A 17,089-nucleotide genomic window follows, 5' to 3' on the forward strand; every position below is an offset into this window, starting at 1 on the left:
GACGGCGCCCCCGGGGAGAACCCCGGGGGCGCCGTCGTCGCTGCGGTCAGCGTTCGACGATCTCGCCTTCGATGGCGCGGCCGCCGTCGACCACCACCGGCTCCTCGGACTCGGGACGGGGCTGCGGCTGCGGCGCACCCCGGCGCACCCGCACCCGCCGCGGCCCGAAAAGGTCACCGGCGACCATCGACGACACCCGGCGTTCCGTGGCGCGCTGCACGCCCCGGCGGGCCACCGCGCGCACCGGAGGGATCAGCAGCAACAGGCCGGCCACGCCGGTGACCAGGCCGGGCACCGCGAGCAGCAGCGCCCCCACCAACCCCACGAGCCCGTCGGTCACCTGCCGCCCGGGCGGTTGGCCGGCCTGCGCGGCCGTGCGGAAGCCGCGCCACGCGCGCATCCCCTCCCGCCGCAGCAGCACCAGCCCCAGCAGCGACGCGGCGAACACCAGCAGCACCGCCACGCCGAACCCGACGGCCCGCCCCACCAGGACGAACACGGCCAGCTCGAGCACCACCGCGACCAGCATCGCCAGTGGTACGAACCTCACTCCTCGGCCCATGTCACCTCATCGGTCGTCCCGGGGCGCCCGCGGCGCCGGCGTCGTCCCGTTCAAGGATGACACGGCGGCGCTCAGGGTCACCGCGCCTGACCGTCGGGGGTGCCGTGCCGGCCGCGGCGGATCGCCTGCCGCCGGTCCTGCACCGCCCACGTGGTGATCCGCCACAGCGCCTCGGCCACGATCAGAGGGCTCATCTTGCTGTCGCCGCGCTCCCGCTCGGCGAAGGTGATCGGCACCTCGACGATCCGCATCCCGGCCCGGTGCGCCAGCCGCGACAGCTCCACCTGGAACGAGTAGCCCTGCGAGCAGACCGACTCCAGGTCCATGGCGTCGAGCGCGCCGCGCCGGTAGACGCGGTACCCGCCGGTGGCGTCGGAGACCGGCATGCCCAGCGCGAGCCGCGCGTACAGGTTGCCGCAGCGGGACAGCGCGAGGCGCCGCAGTGGCCAGTTCACCACCCGCGCCCCGCTGGTCCACCGGGACCCGATCACCACGTCCGCCGCACGGGCGGCCTCCAGCAGGGCGGGCAGGTCCTCCGGCGCGTGCGAGCCGTCGGCGTCCATCTCCACCACCGCGTCGTAGCCGCGCTCACGCGCCCACGCGAACCCGGCCAGGTACGCCGCGCCCAGCCCCTGCTTGCCCTCCCGGTGCAGCACGTGCACCTGCGGGTCCGTCCCGGCGAGCGCGTCGGCGATCACGCCCGTGCCGTCGGGGCTGTTGTCGTCGGCGACGAGGACCTCCACGGCCGGGGCGGCTCGGCGTACCCGCGCCACGATGTCGCTGACGTTGTCGGCCTCGTTGTAGGTGGGGATCACCACCAGCACCCGGCCGACGCCGCTGACGCCTCCCGTACGCCGGTGCTGCCCGGTCGCCTCGTTCACGGTCCCCCTCCGCTCCCGCCGGCGTACCGGCTGGTTCTATGCGGGCCCGACGCGGTGCCGGCGGCGCGGCACGGCCGCACCGGCCAGGGCCGCCACGGCCAGGCCGGCCAGGACCACCTCGGGCCACAGCCCGACCCGGGTGGCCAGGGTCCGCCCGTCGGCGAGGCGCAGTTGCCGCACCACCACCTCCCGGGTGTTGAACCCGGTGGCGTCGCTTACCCGCCCGTCGGGGGCCACGAACCCGGACACGCCGACCGTGGAGGCCATCAACGCGGGCCGGCCGTGCTCCACCGCCCGCAGCCGCACCATGGCCAGCTGCTGGCGGGCCTCGGCCTCGTCGAACGTGGCGTTGTTCGTCTGCACCACGAGCAGCTGCGCGCCGCCGGTGACGGTGTCGCGCACCACCTCGTCGTAGGCGACCTCGAAGCAGATCACGTCGCCGAGCAGCACCGGGCCGGCGCGTACCACGCCCGGGGTGCTGCCGGCCACGAAGTCGGCGCGCACCCGGTCGACCTGCTTGCTGACCATGCGCGCGATGTCGCGCAGCGGCACATACTCGGCGAACGGCACCGGGTGCCGCTTGACGTACAGCTGCTCCAGGTCGGCGCCGCTGCCCGGCCGCCACAGGATGCCGGCGTTGCGGACCTGCCCGTCGCCGGGGCCGAGCAGCACCGCGCCGACCAGGATCGGGGCGCCGATCGTGTCGGCGGCCTGCGAGATCCGGGCCCCGGCTTCCGGGTTGCGCAGCGGGTCGATGTCGCTGGCGTTCTCCGGCCACACCACCAGGTCGGGGCGGGGTTGCGCTCCGGCGGCGACCCGCGAGGCGAGCTCCAGGGTGGCGTCGACGTGGTTGTCGAGCACCGCCTGCCGCTGCGCGTTGAAGTCCAGGCCCAGCCGCGGCACGTTGCCCTGCACGATCGCCACGGTCACCGTGGGTCCGCCGCCGGCGTGCCCCACCGGCACCAGCAGCCCCGACGCGCACACCAGCACCGCCGTGGCGACCAGCCCGGCGGCCGGCCCCCACCGGCGGACGTCGCGCCGGGTCGGGGCGTCCCACCGCCGCCACGCGGCGGCGAGCAGCAGCCCGCCGGCGGTGGCGACGGCGAAGCTCACCAGCGGCGCCCCGCCGAGCGCGGCCAGCCGCAGCAGCGGCGCGTCGCCCTGGCTGAACGCCAGCCGCCCCCACGGGAACCCGCCGAACGGGGTCCGGTCGCGCAGCGCCTCCTGCCCGACCCACAGCACACCGGTCAGCGGCGCCCAGCACCACCGGAACCGGTCGGCCAGCGGCGACACCCACGCCGTGGCGACGCCGAGCAGCGCCAGGTAGCCGGCCTGCAGCAGCGACAGCAGCACCCACGGCAGGTAGCCGGTGTGCAGGTTCGTCCACGCCAGCAGCGGCGCGAACAACGCCACTCCGGTCAGGAAGCCCAGGCCGGCGCCGGCGCGCAGCCGCCGCCGGTGCACCGCCGCGGCCAGCAGCGCCACCCCGACGGGCGCGAGCGGCCACACCCCGTACGGGGGGAACGCCGCCAGCAGCGCCAGGCCGGCCAGCACGGCCGCGGCCACCGCGACGGGCAGCGGCAGGGGGCGCGGGCGCGCGGCCGGACGCGGCGCGGCCGCGTCGGCGGGCTTCTCGTCCCGGTCGACGGTCGTCACGGGCGCCTCTGCACGATCACGGGGGTGAAGGCTACCCGGCCGACACCGGGACCGGCGCGGGCCGGGTGGGGCGGGCCACATCCGGCGCGCGCGGGTCCGTCGGGGCCGCGTCAGCGGCGGCGGGCCACCAGCACGGCGTCGTGGACGGTGATCTCGCGTCCCTCCGGTCCGGTGGCGACGCGCGGCCGCGCCTGCGCCGCCCGCATCTCCCACCGGGCCGGGTCCAGCTGGGCGGCGACCTCCTCGGCGGTGAACATCATCTCCGGCATGTGCATCCGCAGGGAGCTGATACGCAGGTCCCACGGGTGGTGGCCGACGACCAGCAGGGTGCCGCCGGGGGCCACGGCGGCGGCCAGGCGGGCGAACAGCTCCCGCCGCTCGTCGGCGGGCAGGTGCATGTACTGGGCGTTCACCAGGTCGTACGCGGCCTCGGCGGGCGGCTGCTCGCGGACGTCGGCGTGGGTCCACTCGATCCGGGCGGCGATCTCGGGGCCGGCGGCGTCGGCGTGCCCGGCGGCCCGCTTCAGCGCGGTGCGGGAGATGTCGACGCCGGTGACCCGCCAGCCCCGCTCGGCGAGCCAGAGCGCGTCGGCTCCCTCACCGCTGCCCACGTCCAGGGCCCGGCCCGGCGGCAGGTCAGCGGCCTCGGCGACGAGCTGCGGGTTGGGTCGCCCGCTCCACACGGCCGGGCGGGAGGAGTAGCGCTCCTCCCAGGCGTCCTCGGTGAACATGGTCGCGAGCCGCTCGCGGCGCTCCCGCACGGCCTCGCGGGTGTCCTCCGCCACCAGGTCGGCGTTGATTGCCGCGCCGGCGGTCAGGCCGGCGGCGGCGGAGCTGACGACCTGGGCGCGTACGTCGGCGACGTTGCCGGCCACCCACACCCCGGGCACCGCGGTGGCGCCGTCGGCGCCGGCGGGGATCTGGGTGCCGAACACGTGCCCGCCCATCTCCACCTCGACCGGGGTCAGGCCGAGGTCGGCGAGCAGGCCGGCGCGGGCGGTGAACCGGGGTGCCACGACCACGGCGTCCAGGTCGACGACCGAGCCGTCGGCCAGGCGGACGCCGGTGAGCGCGTCGCCGGTCACCAGCAGCTCCTGGACGGGGCCGTCCACGACGGTGATCTCCCGGGCGGCGAGCTGCTCGGTCTCGTCGGCGGTCAGCTCCGGCGCGCCGTGGCGCAGCAGCAGCACGTGCGGGCTCCACTGCCGCCACAGCTGCGCCTGGTGCACCCCGAACGGCCCGGTGGCGAGCACCCCGACGCGCCGGTCGCGTGCCTCCCACCCGTGGCAGTACGGGCAGTGCAGCACGTCCCGGCCCCACCGCTGGGCCAGGCCGGGCACGTCGGGCAGCTCGTCGACCAGCCCGGTGGTGACCAGCAGCCGCCGCGCCCGCACGGTGGCGCCGTCGTCGAGGGTGAGGGTGAACCCGCCGTCGTCGCGGGCGGCGGTCTCGACGCGGGCGGTGACGATCCGCCCGCCGTAGCCGGTGACCTCGTCCCGGCCGGCGGTGAGCAGGTCGGCGGGCGGGGTGCCGTCGCGGGTGAGGTAGTTGTGCACGTGCCCGGCCGGGGCGTTGCGCGGTTCCCCGGCGTCCACCACCAGCACTGAGCGGCGCGCGCGGGCCAGCGCGAGCGCGCCGGAGAGCCCGGCCGGCCCACCGCCGACCACCACCACGTCGTACCTGTCGTCCACCTGGCACCTCCTGGTCGTCACGTCGTCGACCACGGTGCACGCCCACCGGCGAGGACGACAAGTATTGTTGCCGCTATGGCAAACGACGAGGCGGCGGTGCTCGCCGCCGTCGGGCCCCGGCTGCGGGCCCTGCGCAAGCAGCGTGGCACGACCCTGGGCCAGCTCGCCGAGGCCACCGGCATCTCGGTGAGCACCCTGTCCCGGCTGGAGTCCGGCGGGCGCCGCCCCACCCTGGAGCTGCTGTTGCCGTTGGCCCGCGCCCACCAGGTGCCCCTCGACGAGCTCGTGGGCGCCCCGCAGGTCGGTGACCCGCGGGTGCGCGCCCGCCCGATCGTGCGCCACGGCGTGACGTACCTGCCGCTGACCCGGCGCCCCGGCGGGCTCCAGGCGTTCAAACAGATCCTGCCGCCCGGCACCCCCAGCGGCGACCCGGGCCAGCAGACCCACGAGGGCTACGAGTGGCTCTACGTGCTGTCCGGCCGGCTGCGCCTGCTGCTCGGCGAGCACGACCTGACCCTGGGTCCCGGGGAGGTCGCGGAGTTCGACACGCGGGTGCCGCACCGGATCACCAACCCGGGCCCCGGCACCGCCGAGGCCATCAGCCTCTTCGGCCCGCAGGGGGAACGGCTGCACGTGCGCGCCCGCTCCCGCTGACCGGCGCCGGCGGGCATGAAAATCGGGGCGCGGCTCGCGCCGCGCCCCGATGCTCCCAGGCCCTTCCCGGCCGGTGGGGCGAGAATGCGGCACGCCGACCTTCGGACCGACCGGACGCGGACTGGCTGCCCCCGCCGGGCCGTTGTCTACTGGCCGTGCGCCTCACTCCACCCGTACACCGGTAACCGCGGCCGGTTCGCGCCGCCCCGCCGACCCCCGCCCGCTGGACCTGGCCGCCGCGACATCATCGTGTCGCTCGGCCAGCGGACGAAGGGACGAAGCGAACAACAGCCGCTTCCCGTAGTAGGACTCAAAGACGGTACGTGCTGCCCCCCGGGCCCTGTCAACCCGCCCCCGGCCTGTCGCGTGTCGCACCTACGGCGTGTCGCGCCGGCAACCGCTGTCCCCCGGGTGGCCGCGGCTTCCACCGGGGACGGTCAGCCGGTGAGGTGACGCTCCAGCAACGCGGCCGACGCCTCCGGATGGTCCTGCGCCAGCAGGCCGCCGGCCGCCAGCACGTACTCCACGTCCACCACGGCCCGCGCCGCGCGGGGCAGCGCCCACCCGCCCGCGTGGTCGGCGAGCACCGCGGTCAACACCGAGACCGCCTCCCCGGGCGGCGCGTGCCGCAGCACCCCGCCGGACCCGACGACGAGCCGCACGTCCCGCAGATCCCGCCCGCCCCGCTCACCGGTGGCGCCGCCGCGGGCGTGCCGGCGCAACGCCACCGTGGCGGCCAGCTCCGCGAGGCGCCGCTCCGCCGCCCGCGCGGCCTCGTCGGCGGGCAGGAACCCCGGCTCGGCCGCCCGCACCGCGGCCGCCTGCGCCAGGTCCTCCCGCTCGCCGGGGCCGAGCAGCCGCTCCTCGGCGGCGGCCCGCACCACCCCCGGCGCGCTCCACCGCATCCCCAGGTCACCCTCGACCGTGCGGGCCCGCCACAGGCTGCCGGCCACCTCCCGGCCCGGCCCGGTCGCCCGCTCGTCCGGAGTGAGCACCGAGTACACGTCGGTGGTGGCCCCACCGACGTCCACCACGGCCAGGTCCCCGCCGATCCGGTCGGCGAGCACCTCCACCCCGGTCAGCACCGCGTCCGGGGTGGCCGCCCGCACCAGCCGCGCGAACCGGCCACCCCGCGACAGCCGCTTCCCGCCGATGACGTGCCGCAGGAACACCTCCCGGATCGCGGCCCGCGCCGACGCGGGCGCGAGCACCCCGATGCGGGGCAGCACGTTGTCGGCGACCGTCACCGGCACCCCGGCCGCGGCCAGCACCGCGGCCAGGTCGTCGCGGACGTCGCCGTTGCCGGCCAGCACCACCGGCACCCGCCAGCGGGCCCGCGCCAACCGGGTCGCGTTGTGGGTCAACGTGTCGGCGTCCCCGCCGTCGGTGCCGCCGACCAGCAGCACCACGTCCGGTCGGGCCGCCCGCAACCCGCGCAGCCCGGCCGCGTCGAGCCGCCCCGCCGCCACGTGCACCACGTCCGCCCCGGCCGACAGGCCCACCCGACGGCCCGCCTGCGCGGTGACGAGCTGCTCGTAGCCGACCACCGCCAGCCGCAGCCCACCCCCCGCCGACGAGCACACATACCAGGGCGCCTCGCCGGCGCCCAGCCCGGCCGTGGCCGCCGCGACCGCCGCGTCGAGGCCGCGCAGCACGTCCGTGCCGACCGTCGTCGGCGCCGCGGCCGCCGCGACCAGCTCACCGCCGTCGAGGTCGACCACCGCCACCTTCGTGTACGTCGACCCGACGTCGGCGCAGACGGCGACGCTCACGCCGGCGGCGGGACGACCACCGTGCCGGTCGCGGTGACCGCCACGATCGGGCTGTCGAGGACCTCCGCGGCCGACCCGCCCCGGTCCGGGCGGCCCCGGCACACCACCCGCGCCTCGAAGTCCAGGGTGCGGCTGCGGCTGCCCACCCGGGTCACCGTCGCCGACACCTCCAGCACGTCACCGGCGCGCACCGGCGCCCGGAACTGCACGTCCGAATAGGACGCGAACAGCCCCTCGTCGCCGTCGGTGCGGATGCACACCTCCGTGGCCACGTCACCGAACAGGCCCAACGCGTACGCCCCGTCGACCAGGTCACCGGCGTAGTGGGCGTGCGAGTACGGCACATACCGCCGGTGGGTCACCGTCAACCCGAGTCTCGTGTCGCTCATGCCGCCGTCGTCCTCCTGCTCGTGATCAACGCGTGCACCAGGTAGCTGGCCACCTCACCGGGGGTGGTGCCCCGCCCGAAGATCCGGTCCACGCCCAGCTCCTCGGCCATCGTCTCGTCGAACCGCGGCCCGCCGACGATCAGCAGCGGACGCTTCCCCGCCGGCATCGCCTCCCGGAACGCCGCCGACATCTCCCGCGTGTTGTGCAGGTGCGCGTCGCGCTGCGTCACCACCTGCGACACCAGCACCGCGTCGGCCCGCTCCGCCCGGGCGGCCTCCACCAGCTCCGGCACGCTCACCTGCGCACCCAGGTTGACGACCTTCAACTCCCGGTAGTACTCCAGGCCCTTCTCGCCCGCGATGCCCTTGACGTTCAGGATCGCGTCGATGCCCACGGTGTGCGCGTCCGTGCCGATGCACGCCCCCACCACCGACAGCTTGCGGCGCAGCTTCTGCTTCACCAGGGCGTTGACGTCCTTCGCCGACAGCAGCGGGAAGTCACGCTCCACCACCTGCACCGCGGACAGGTCCACCAGGTGGTTCACCCGCCCGTACACCACGAAGAACGTGTAGCCGTCGCCCATCTGCTTGGCGTGCACCAGCATCGCCGGGTCGATGCCCATCTTCCCGGCCAACTGGATCGCCGCGCCCTCGGCCCGCTTGTCGTGCGGCACCGGCAGCGTGAACGACACCTGCACCATCCCGTCGCCGGTGGTGTCCCCGTACGGCCGGACGATCTTCTTGCCGACGCCCGCGGCGCCCTGCGCGGCGCTCACGACCGGGCCGCCTTCCCGGCGCCGGCGCCCACCGGCCGCCCCTCGAGGATCTCCGTGGCCGGGTTCCAGTAGTCGGCCTCGTGCCGGGCCACCCCGTCGAGGCCCTTGCCCCGGTCCGGTGGGCGTTTCATGATGCCGAACGTGCCCTCGGCGATCGCCGTCAGCAGCGACTGCTCACCGATGCGCTCCAGCAGCTCCACCGCCTCCCGCAGCACCTGGTGCGCCCGCCGCTGGATGAACCCGCCCGGCGCCGGCACGAAGTCCTCGTGCAGCCCGCCCGCCGCGCCCAGCACGTACCGCACGTTCTGCAGGGCGATGTCCCGGTCCGACAGCCACGGCGTCACCACCGCCTCGGTCATCATCCCCACCAGCAGGATGCCCTGCCCGGTCAGCGTCCCCACCAGGTTGAAGAACCCGTCGAGCAGGTTGCCGCGGAACACGTCCCCGGTCATGTGCTTCGTCGGCGGCATCCACTTCAGCGGCGCGTCCGGGAACAGCTCCCGCGCCAGCAGCGCGTGCGCCAGCTCCAGCCGCAACGACTCCGGCACGTCCGGGTTGATCTCGAACGCGTGCCCCAGGCCCAACTGCCAGTCCGCCAACCCCGCCTCGTGCGCGAAGAACTCGTTGAGCAGCTGCGACACCGTCACCGTGTGCGCCTCCTCCACCGCGTCGGCGGTGGTGAGGTAGTTGTCCTCCCCGGTGTTGATGATGATCCCCGCCCGGGCGTGCACCTGCCGGGAGAACCGCTGGTCCACGAACGTGCGGATCGGGTTGATGTCGCGGAACAGGATCCCGTACATCGAGTCGTTCAACATCATGTCGAGCCGCTCCAGGCCGGCGAGGGTCGCCATCTCCGGCATGCACAGCCCCGACGCGTAGTTCGTCAGCCGCACGTACCGGCCCAGCTCCCTCGACGACTCGTCCAGCGCCGCCCGCATCAGCCGGAAGTTCTCCTGCGTCGCGTACGTGCCGGCGAACCCCTCCCGGGTCGCCCCCTCAGGCACGTAGTCCAGCAGCGACTGCCCCGTCGACCGGATCACCGCGATGACGTCCGCGCCGGCCCGCGCCGCGGCCTGCGCCTGCGGGATGTCCTCGTAGATGTCGCCCGTCGCCACGATCAGGTAGATCCACGGCCGCTGCCGCGGATCCCCGTACCGCTTGACCAGCCGCTCCCGGTCGGCCCGCCGCCGGTCGATCTGCCGGACACCCGCCGCGACCGCCCGGCGGGCCGCCCGCCGCGCCACGGTGGCGTCCTTCCCCGTCGGCTGCCGGAACCGCACCGACCCCGCCGCCGCCTTCTGCGCCAGCAACGTCACGTCCGTCAGGTCCTCCCGGGCGAGCGCGTCGAACACCGCCGCCGCCACCCCGTGCCCGAGGCCCACGTCCCCCACCACCGCGTCCACGAGCCGGTTCACCCACGGAATGCCGTCCGGGTCCGCGCCGACCACCCCGGCCAGCCGCAACACCGCCCGCTCCACCGACACCGTGGTGTGGCTGCGCGCCAGATCCACCACCGGCTGCCCGGCCCGGCGCGCCAACTCCCGCGCCCGGCCCACCAACGCCGGATCCAGGTCCAACTTCCCGCTCACGCCACCGCTCCACTCCGTCGCGGGGCGGCCCGAGCCACCCCGCTGCTGTACCCGACGGCCCGCCCGATCAGGCGGACCCCTCCCCGTAGATCACGTCGCCGCGCAGCACCGTGCGCCGGCACACCGGCAGCGGCGTCGGGTCCTGCGGCCCCCGCAGCTCCGGGTCCTCGGCCAGCAGCACCGGCAGCCCCCGGTCCACCCCCGCCGGGGTGTCCCACACCGCGAACGTCGCCGGCGCGCCCAACGCGAGCACCCCCTCGTTGTCCAGGTGCACCGCGCGCCAGCCGCCGCGGGTGTGCGCCGCGAACGCCGCCCGCACACTCATCCGCTGCACCGGGCTGTGGTGGGCCGCCGCCGCCCGCACCGAACCCCACGGGTCCAGCGGGGTCACCGGCGAGTCCGACCCGAACGCCAACGCCACCCCGACACCGTGCATCGCCCCCATCGGGTTCGACGCCAACGACCGCGCCAACCCCAGCCGCGACTCGTACATGCGGCCCGCGCCGCCCCACAACCGGTCGAACGCCGGCTGCATGCTCGCCACGATCCCGTACTCCACGAACCCGGCGATCAACCGCTTGCTCATGATCTCGGCGTGCTCCACCCGGTGCCGGGCCGCGCGCACCCGCTCCACGCCCAGCTCCCGCGCCGCCGCCGCGAAGCCCTCCAGCACCGTGCCGATCGCCGCGTCACCGATCGCGTGGAAGCCGCCCTGCAGGCCGTGCGCCGCGCAGTCCAGCAGGTGGTCGCGCACCTGCCCCGCCGACAGGTAGCCGTGCCCGCACCCGTCCCCGTCCAGGTACGGCTGCGACACGTGCGCGGTACGCGACCCCAGCGCCCCGTCGGCGAACAGGTCACCACCGGCGCCCACCGCACCCAGCTCCCGGGCCCGCGCCGCGCCGCCCAGCTCACCCCAGTACCCGTACACCTCCGGCACGCCCGCACCGGAGACCGCCAGCAGGCCCGTGAAGTCCTCCTCGTCGGAGATGTCCGGCCCGCCGCACTCGTGCACCGCCGCGATGCCCAACGACGCCGCGTGCGCCAGCGCCACCCGCTGCGCCGCCACCCGCTGCGCCCGGGTCACCGACGCGAACGCCGCCGCCCGCACCACGTGGTGCGCGTCGCGGCGCAGCCACCCCGACGCGTCGTACCCGGCCGCGTCCGCCACCCCCGGCGCCGCCGCCAGCATCGCCGCCGACACCAGCGCCGAGTGGATCGACGCCTGCGACAGGTACACCCGCCGCCCGCCGCCCGCCCGGTCCAGCGCCGCCGCGTCCGGCAGCTCCGGCACCGCCCACGTCGACTCGTCCCAGCCGTGCCCCAACACCACCGCGTCCGCCGGCAACCCCGCCGCGAACCCCGCCACCGCGTCCAGCAGCTCCCCCGCCGAGCGCACCCCCGCGAGATCCAGGCCCGACAGCGCCAGGCCCGTGTCCGTGGCGTGCACGTGCGCGTCCACGAACGCCGGCGTCACCAACGCCCCGTCCAGATCCACCACACGGTCGGCCGCGGGCGCGTCCGCGTCCACCCCCAGCCAGGTGATCCGCCCACCGGACACCAGCAGGGCCGTCGCGTTCGGGTCGGCGGGGCAGTGCAGCACTCCGCCGCGGTACAGCGTCGAGGGGTTCGTCATGACCTCAGTCTGCCGCCAACCGGGACGCGAAGAGCCGACGGATCCCCGGCTCCGCGCGCAGCAGACCCCACGCCAACTCCGCGTGCCCCGGCACGTACCCGTTGCCCACCAGCATCGTCACGTCCGCCGCCAGGCCCTCCGCGCCCAGTGCCGCACCCGCGAAGCTCGTCGCCATCGAGAAGAAGATCACTGTGCCGCCGTCCGCGGTGCCCAGGATCGCCCCGTGCTCGCAGCCGGGCACGTCCACGCACACCACCGTCACGTCCGCCGGCACCCCCAGCGCGGTGGTCACCGCCGTCGACACCGCCACCGGGTCCCGGGCGTCGGCCACCGCCACCACGTCGGCCAGCCCCGCCGCCGCCAGCGCGTCCCGCTCCGCCGCCACCGGCACCACCCCGACCGTACGGGCGGCGCCCGCCCGCCGCGCCGCCGCCAACGACAGCGACCCGCTCTTGCCCGCACCGCCGATCACCGCCACCGTCACCGGCCGGGCGTCCCCCTCGCGCGCCCGGTCGGCCACGTACCGCGACACCACCCGCCCGGTCAGCGCCGGCGCCCCGCACACGTCCAGCACCGCGAGGGCCAGCTGGGGGTCCTCGTCCTCCGGCAGCACGGCGGCGATCGACCGCGCGAACAGGATCGCGTGCCCGTCACACGGCACCTGCTCGCTGCGCCCGTCCCACCGCGCCAACCCGTCGGTGATCACCAGCGGTGTCAGCGTCAGCGACACCAGCGTCGCCACCCGCTGCCCCGGCGCCAGCCCCAGCGGCGACCGCCGCCCCGCCTCCTCCACCGTGCCGATCAGCATCCCGCCCGAGCCGGTCACGGGGTTCTGCATCTTGCCCCGCGTCCCGATGATCTCCAGCACCTCGGCGCGCACCGCGTCGCCGTCCCCGCCGTGCTTCTCCCACAGCTGCCGGAAACTCGCCGCGTCCAGGTTCAGCCGCTCCACCCGGATCCGCACCTCGTTCGCCGCGATCTCCGGGCTCGCGTCCAGCCGCCACGCCGCCTGCGGCAGCACGCCCACCGGTTCCACGACACGGTGCAGACCCACCGGTGACGTCACGCCGACCTCCCCTGTCCAGCCGCTCGAAGCCCCGGTCAAGGCTCGCATCGCGGGAAAACTTCCGGCAGACTAATTTCTACGCCGGAGATTTTCCAGTAGCCTTCCGGCTGCTGATCACCCGCACCGCGCCGAGGAGGGGCCGTGACCCAGACACAACCGGTGGAGACCATCCCCACTGCCCGCCCCATCCCCACCGCCGTGCCCACCGCCGGCCAGCCCTACGAATACCGCCGCGCCCCACTCGTCGAACCCGACTGGACCCGCTTCCCCGGCTGGCGCCACGTCACCCGCGAACAGTGGGAATCCGCCCAGTGGCAACGCGTCAACTGCGTCAAGAACATCAAGCAACTGCGCGCCGTCCTCGGCGACCTCGTCGACGACACCTTCTACGACGACCTCGCCGCCGACCAGGCCACCCACGCCACCATGTCCATGCTGGTGCCGCCGCAGATGCTCAACACCATGGTCCCGTTCGCCCCGGTCACCACCGACGCGTTCCTCGCCGACCCCATCCGGCGCTACATGATCCCCGTCGCCTCCGACCGGCGCACCGACTGGCCCTCACACCCCTACGCCAGCCGCGACTCCCTGCACGAACACGACATGTGGGTCGCCGAGGGCCTCACCCACCGCTACCCCACCAAGGTCCTCGCCGAACTGCTCTCCACCTGCCCGCAGTACTGCGGCCACTGCACCCGGATGGACCTCGTCGGCAACTCCACCCCCACCGTCGACAAGCTCAAGCTCAGCCTCAAGCCCGTCGACCGCTACGACGCCCACATCACCTACCTCAAGGCCCACCCCGGCGTCCGCGACGTCGTCGTCTCCGGCGGCGACGTCGCCAACGTGCCCTGGCGCAACCTCGAGACCTACCTCATGCGGCTGCTCGAGATCGAAACCATCCGCGACATCCGGCTCGCCACCAAGGCCCTCATGGGCCTGCCCCAACACTGGCTCCAGCCCGACGTCGTCGAGGGCCTCGAACGCGTCGCCCGCACCGCCGCCCGCCGCGGCGTCAACCTCGCCATCCACACCCACGTCAACCACGCCCAGTCGCTCACCCCACTGGTCGCCCGCGCCGCCCAGACCGCCCTCGACGTCGGCGTACGCGACGTCCGCAACCAGGGCGTCCTCATGCGCGGCGTCAACGCCACCAGCCGCGACCTGCTCGACCTCTGCTTCGCACTCCAGGGCGAAGCCGGCATCCTGCCCTACTACTTCTACATGTGCGACATGATCCCCAACGCCGAGCACTGGCGCGTCCCCGTCTGGCACGCCCAGCAGCTCCAGCACGACATCATGGGCTACCTCCCCGGCTACGCCACCCCGCGCATCGTCTGCGACGTCCCCTTCGTCGGCAAACGCTGGGTGCACATGCTCACCGAGTACGACCGCGAACGCGGGATCTCCTACTGGACCAAGAACTACCGCACCTCGATCGAGTCCGCCGACCTCGAAGCGCTCAACCGGCGCTACGCCTACTACGACCCGATCGACACCCTGCCCGAAGCCGGGCAGCGCTGGTGGACCGAACACCGCGACGACTGACCAGCGACACCGTCGGCCCCCGCCCGCACACCGGGCGGGGGCCGACGCGCAACCGACTAACCTCCACACACATGGAACCCGCGCGGCGCGAGACCGACCCGGAAACCGCCGACCGGGCCACCCCCGTCGAGATCTTCTTCGACGTGGTGTTCGTCCTGACCATCACCCAACTCGTCCGGCTCCTCGAAGAACACCTCGACTGGACCGGACTCGGCCGCACCCTGCTCATCTTCGGCCTGCTCTGGTACCTCTACACCGGCTACGCCTGGCTCACCAACCACGTCCCACCCCGCCGGCCCGCCCGCAAAATCCTGCTCTTCGCCGGCATGGCCGGCTTCCTGCTCACCGCCGTCGCCATCCCCGACGCCTTCACCGACAGCGGCCTGCTCTTCGGCATCGGCTACCTCGTCGTGGTCGTCGTCCACCTCACCCTGTTCAGCCAGAGCACCGCCCGCGCCGGCGTCCGCCGACTCGCCCCCTACAACCTCGCCGCCGCGCTGCTCGTCATCACCGCCGGCCTGCTCGACGGCCCCGCCGTACCAGCCCTCTGGGCCGCCGCCGTCTTCACCCAGACCGTCCTGCCGTACCTGCTCCCCGGCCACTCCTGGCTCAGCGCCGCCGCGAGCTTCCACATCACCGCACCCCACTTCGTCGAACGGCACGGCCTGCTCGTCATCGTGGCCCTCGGCGAGATCGTCGTCGGCATCGGCATGGGCACGCCCCTCGACCACCTCGGCGCCGGCACCGCCGCCGCCGTCGTGATGGCCCTCGCCCTCCCGGCCACCCTCTGGTGGACCTACTTCACCGACACCCCCGCCGCCGAAGCCGTGCTCGACCGCGCGCAACCGGGCACCCGCAGCCGGTACGCCGCCCGCGTCTGGATCCTCCTGCACTTCGTCCTGCTCATCGGCGTCATCGCCACCGCCACCGGCCTGCACGCCGTCGTCGCCCACCCCACCGAGCCCGCCGGCTGGCCCCGCGCCCTCGCGCTCTGCGGCGGCGTCGCCCTCTTCCTGCTCGCCATCGCCGACGCCCGCCGGGTCCTCCACACCGGCCGCCTCCGCAGCCGCCTCGTCACCGCCGCCCTCGTCCTGGCCAGCACCCCCGTCGGCGCCACCGTCAACGCCGCCCTGCAACTGGGCGTCCTCATCACGCTCATGACCGCCATGCTCGTGGTCGACGGCCACCGGGCCGCCCCGACCGTCAGCGCGGCGCGTACATGATCACGCCGACGCCGAGCAGGCAGATCACCGCGCCGGTCACGTCCCACCGGTCCGGGCGGAACCCGTCCACCAGCACACCCCACAGCAACGAGCCGGCCACGAACACACCCCCGTACGCGGCGAGGATCCGGCCGAAGTTCGGATCGGGCTGGAACGTCGCCACGAACCCGTAGACGCCGAGCGCGATCACCCCGGCGGCGATCCACCACAGCCCGCGGTGCTCCCGCCAGCCCTGCCAGACCAGCCACGCCCCACCGATCTCCGCCAGCGCGGCCAGCACGAACAGCAGCAGCGAACGCAGGACCGTCACCCCGCGACCCTAACCAGTGCGCAGCCCGGTCATGACCGCACCGCACGGCCAACCCCGCGTCGCCCGCCGGCTCCCGGCGCAGCCGCCGCGGCGAGAGCCGGCGCTGCCCGCGTGCCGCCCCCGCAGCAACGCGTCGGACTCGGCCGACCCCGGCGGCCGCTCCACCGCCGGCTAAGCCCCTGCCCGGGCACCGGACGGCACCCCGGGCACGCGTCGGCGGGCCCCGGCATCCCGGGGCCCGCCGACGTACGGGTCACCTGTCGAACGCGTTCCCGACGTCCCGCTCCGCCTCGCGCCGCCGGGCCTCGGCGGTGCTCTGCTGGCTGGCGCCGTCGGCCCGCATCCGCTCGTTGTCCGTGACGTCACCGATGCGCTGCCGGGCGGCGCCCGCGAGCTCCTGGACGCGGTTCTTCGCCTTCTCCGTGAAGCTCATCTCGCCTCCTCGGTTGCGGCCTTCCGTCGCTGCATGCCCGGTCCCCGGTAAGGCAAACGGGTGTGCGGACCCGCACACCGCGTACGGCATCCTAGGATGATAGGTGGGGAGGGTCTCACCAGGGCAGCGGGCCCGCCACGTCGAAGTAGCCGCCTGTCGGGCCGTCCGGGCCCACCTGGGCCATCCGCACGATGATCTCGGCGCCCTCCTCGACGGTCTGCGTGCCGGTTCGCCCGTTCAGGTCCGTCGCCGTGAAGCCGGGCTCCACCGCGTTGATCCGCATGCCGGGGAACGCCTTCGCGTACTGCACCGTGACCACGTTGACCGCCGCCTTGGAGGCCGGATAGGCCACGCCCGGATAGCCGTAGGCCGGGGCGGCCGGGTCGGTCAGCAGGCTCGCCGAGGCGAGTCCGCTGCTGACGTTCACCACCACGGGCGCGGCCGAGCGCCGCAGCAGCGGCAGGAACGCGTGGGTGACCCGGACCAGCCCGAACACGTTCGTCTCGAACAGCGCCCGCATGTGCTCGGCGGTCACCTCAGCCGCGCCCACCACCCCGTTGTCGGCGGTACGCCCCTCGATGCCGGCGTTGTTGACCAGCACGTCCAGTCCCCCGCCGGCCTCCACCACCCGCACGGCCGCCGCGACCGAGGCGTCGTCGGTGACGTCCAGCAGGACGAACCGCGCACCCAGCCGCTCGGCGGCCCGACGGCCGCGTTCCGCGTCCCGGCTGCCGACCCAGACGGTGTGCCCCGCGCCCAGCAGCCGGCGGGCGGTCTCGTAGCCGAGCCCCTTGTTCGCTCCGGTGATCAGTGTCGTCGTCATGCCCCCACGCTCCGCCCGGATCCGGCGGTCAGCCAGGCGTCCCCGCTTCCTGGGAACGACAGGGCCACCCTCGGCGCCGGGTC

Annotated in this window: 16 protein-coding genes; 3 read left to right on the plus strand and 13 right to left on the minus strand. The window is 74.9% G+C overall.

Annotation, left to right across the window (positions count from 1 at the left end):
• Positions 1-46 precede the first annotated feature (46 nt).
• The 4 genes from SM573_RS24330 to SM573_RS24345 all read right to left on the minus strand — a co-directional run bounded on the left by SM573_RS24330 (position 47) and on the right by SM573_RS24345 (position 4,811).
• Positions 47-562, minus strand: a complete 516-nt coding sequence (locus SM573_RS24330; RefSeq protein WP_474617151.1) for an FxsA family protein — start codon at positions 560-562, stop codon at positions 47-49.
• 77 nt (positions 563-639) lie between these two features.
• A complete protein-coding gene (locus SM573_RS24335) occupies positions 640-1,443 on the minus strand; it encodes a polyprenol monophosphomannose synthase (RefSeq protein ID WP_474609531.1) in 804 nt (267 codons plus the stop codon).
• A 36-nt stretch (positions 1,444-1,479) separates the two neighbouring features.
• Positions 1,480-3,099, minus strand: coding sequence for an apolipoprotein N-acyltransferase (gene lnt, locus SM573_RS24340; RefSeq protein WP_474617152.1), 1,620 nt, complete (start codon positions 3,097-3,099; stop codon positions 1,480-1,482).
• A gap of 110 nt (positions 3,100-3,209) precedes the next feature.
• Entirely contained in the window at positions 3,210-4,811 is a 1,602-nt protein-coding gene (locus tag SM573_RS24345; RefSeq protein ID WP_474617153.1) for an FAD-dependent oxidoreductase, read from the minus strand.
• A gap of 54 nt (positions 4,812-4,865) precedes the next feature.
• On the opposite strand from SM573_RS24345, the gene SM573_RS24350 reads away from it, so the two are divergent.
• Positions 4,866-5,444: a helix-turn-helix domain-containing protein gene (locus tag SM573_RS24350; RefSeq protein WP_474609528.1), complete on the plus strand. Its 579-nt coding sequence runs from the start codon at positions 4,866-4,868 to the stop codon at positions 5,442-5,444.
• 437 nt (positions 5,445-5,881) lie between these two features.
• On the opposite strand, the gene SM573_RS24355 is transcribed toward SM573_RS24350, so the two are convergent.
• The 6 genes from SM573_RS24355 to kdd form a co-directional block, all read right to left on the minus strand.
• Positions 5,882-7,216 carry a glutamate mutase L gene (locus tag SM573_RS24355; RefSeq protein ID WP_474617154.1) on the minus strand — a complete coding sequence of 445 codons (1,335 nt, stop codon included), beginning with the start codon at positions 7,214-7,216 and terminating at the stop codon, positions 5,882-5,884.
• Entirely contained in the window at positions 7,213-7,605 is a 393-nt protein-coding gene (gene kal, locus SM573_RS24360; RefSeq protein WP_474609526.1) for a 3-aminobutyryl-CoA ammonia lyase, read from the minus strand. The genes SM573_RS24355 and kal overlap by 4 nt, the downstream gene beginning before the upstream one ends.
• A complete protein-coding gene (gene kamE, locus SM573_RS24365; protein WP_474609525.1) occupies positions 7,602-8,381 on the minus strand; it encodes a lysine 5,6-aminomutase subunit beta in 780 nt (259 codons plus the stop codon). Before kamE ends, kal begins: the two co-directional genes overlap by 4 nt.
• Positions 8,378-9,970, minus strand: coding sequence for a lysine 5,6-aminomutase subunit alpha (gene kamD, locus SM573_RS24370; protein ID WP_474609524.1), 1,593 nt, complete (start codon positions 9,968-9,970; stop codon positions 8,378-8,380). The genes kamE and kamD overlap by 4 nt, the downstream gene beginning before the upstream one ends.
• 67 nt (positions 9,971-10,037) lie before the next feature.
• Complete coding sequence (locus SM573_RS24375) at positions 10,038-11,603, minus strand: amidohydrolase (protein ID WP_474609523.1); 1,566 nt, start codon at positions 11,601-11,603, stop codon at positions 10,038-10,040.
• 4 nt (positions 11,604-11,607) lie between these two features.
• The gene (kdd, locus tag SM573_RS24380; RefSeq protein WP_474617155.1) at positions 11,608-12,669 is read right to left on the minus strand and encodes an L-erythro-3,5-diaminohexanoate dehydrogenase; all 1,062 of its coding nucleotides are present in this window, start codon (positions 12,667-12,669) and stop codon (positions 11,608-11,610) included.
• 141 nt (positions 12,670-12,810) lie between these two features.
• Here kdd and SM573_RS24385 point away from each other — a divergent pair, with 141 nt between their 5' ends.
• Both SM573_RS24385 and SM573_RS24390 read left to right on the plus strand, forming a co-directional pair.
• Positions 12,811-14,217 carry a KamA family radical SAM protein gene (locus SM573_RS24385; protein WP_474609521.1) on the plus strand — a complete coding sequence of 469 codons (1,407 nt, stop codon included), beginning with the start codon at positions 12,811-12,813 and terminating at the stop codon, positions 14,215-14,217.
• 71 nt (positions 14,218-14,288) lie between these two features.
• Complete coding sequence (locus SM573_RS24390) at positions 14,289-15,440, plus strand: low temperature requirement protein A (RefSeq protein ID WP_474617156.1); 1,152 nt, start codon at positions 14,289-14,291, stop codon at positions 15,438-15,440.
• Here the strand turns inward: SM573_RS24390 and SM573_RS24395 are convergent.
• The 3 genes from SM573_RS24395 to SM573_RS24405 all read right to left on the minus strand — a co-directional run bounded on the left by SM573_RS24395 (position 15,421) and on the right by SM573_RS24405 (position 17,006).
• Entirely contained in the window at positions 15,421-15,750 is a 330-nt protein-coding gene (locus tag SM573_RS24395) for a YnfA family protein (RefSeq protein ID WP_474609519.1), read from the minus strand. The genes SM573_RS24390 and SM573_RS24395 overlap by 20 nt on opposite strands.
• A gap of 253 nt (positions 15,751-16,003) precedes the next feature.
• A complete protein-coding gene (locus SM573_RS24400) occupies positions 16,004-16,183 on the minus strand; it encodes a CsbD family protein (protein ID WP_474609518.1) in 180 nt (59 codons plus the stop codon).
• A gap of 115 nt (positions 16,184-16,298) precedes the next feature.
• On the minus strand, positions 16,299-17,006 hold the full coding sequence (locus tag SM573_RS24405; RefSeq protein WP_474609517.1) for an SDR family NAD(P)-dependent oxidoreductase: 708 nt from the start codon (positions 17,004-17,006) through the stop codon (positions 16,299-16,301).
• Between the last annotated feature and the right edge of the window lie 83 nt (positions 17,007-17,089).

The sequence above is a fragment of the Micromonospora xinjiangensis genome (genome assembly GCF_056150165.1).

Excerpts from the sequence above, each read along its gene's own strand:
- SM573_RS24400 (WP_474609518.1), bottom strand. The coding sequence starts at position 16,183 with ATGAGCTTCACGGAGAAGGCGAAGAACCGCGTCCAGGAGCTCGCGGGC.
- SM573_RS24350 (WP_474609528.1), top strand. The coding sequence starts at position 4,866 with ATGGCAAACGACGAGGCGGCGGTGCTCGCCGCCGTCGGGCCCCGGCTG.
- SM573_RS24330 (WP_474617151.1), bottom strand. The coding sequence starts at position 562 with ATGGGCCGAGGAGTGAGGTTCGTACCACTGGCGATGCTGGTCGCGGTG.
- SM573_RS24405 (WP_474609517.1), bottom strand. The coding sequence starts at position 17,006 with ATGACGACGACACTGATCACCGGAGCGAACAAGGGGCTCGGCTACGAG.
- kal (WP_474609526.1), bottom strand. The coding sequence starts at position 7,605 with ATGAGCGACACGAGACTCGGGTTGACGGTGACCCACCGGCGGTATGTG.
- SM573_RS24390 (WP_474617156.1), top strand. The coding sequence starts at position 14,289 with ATGGAACCCGCGCGGCGCGAGACCGACCCGGAAACCGCCGACCGGGCC.
- SM573_RS24375 (WP_474609523.1), bottom strand. The coding sequence starts at position 11,603 with ATGACGAACCCCTCGACGCTGTACCGCGGCGGAGTGCTGCACTGCCCC.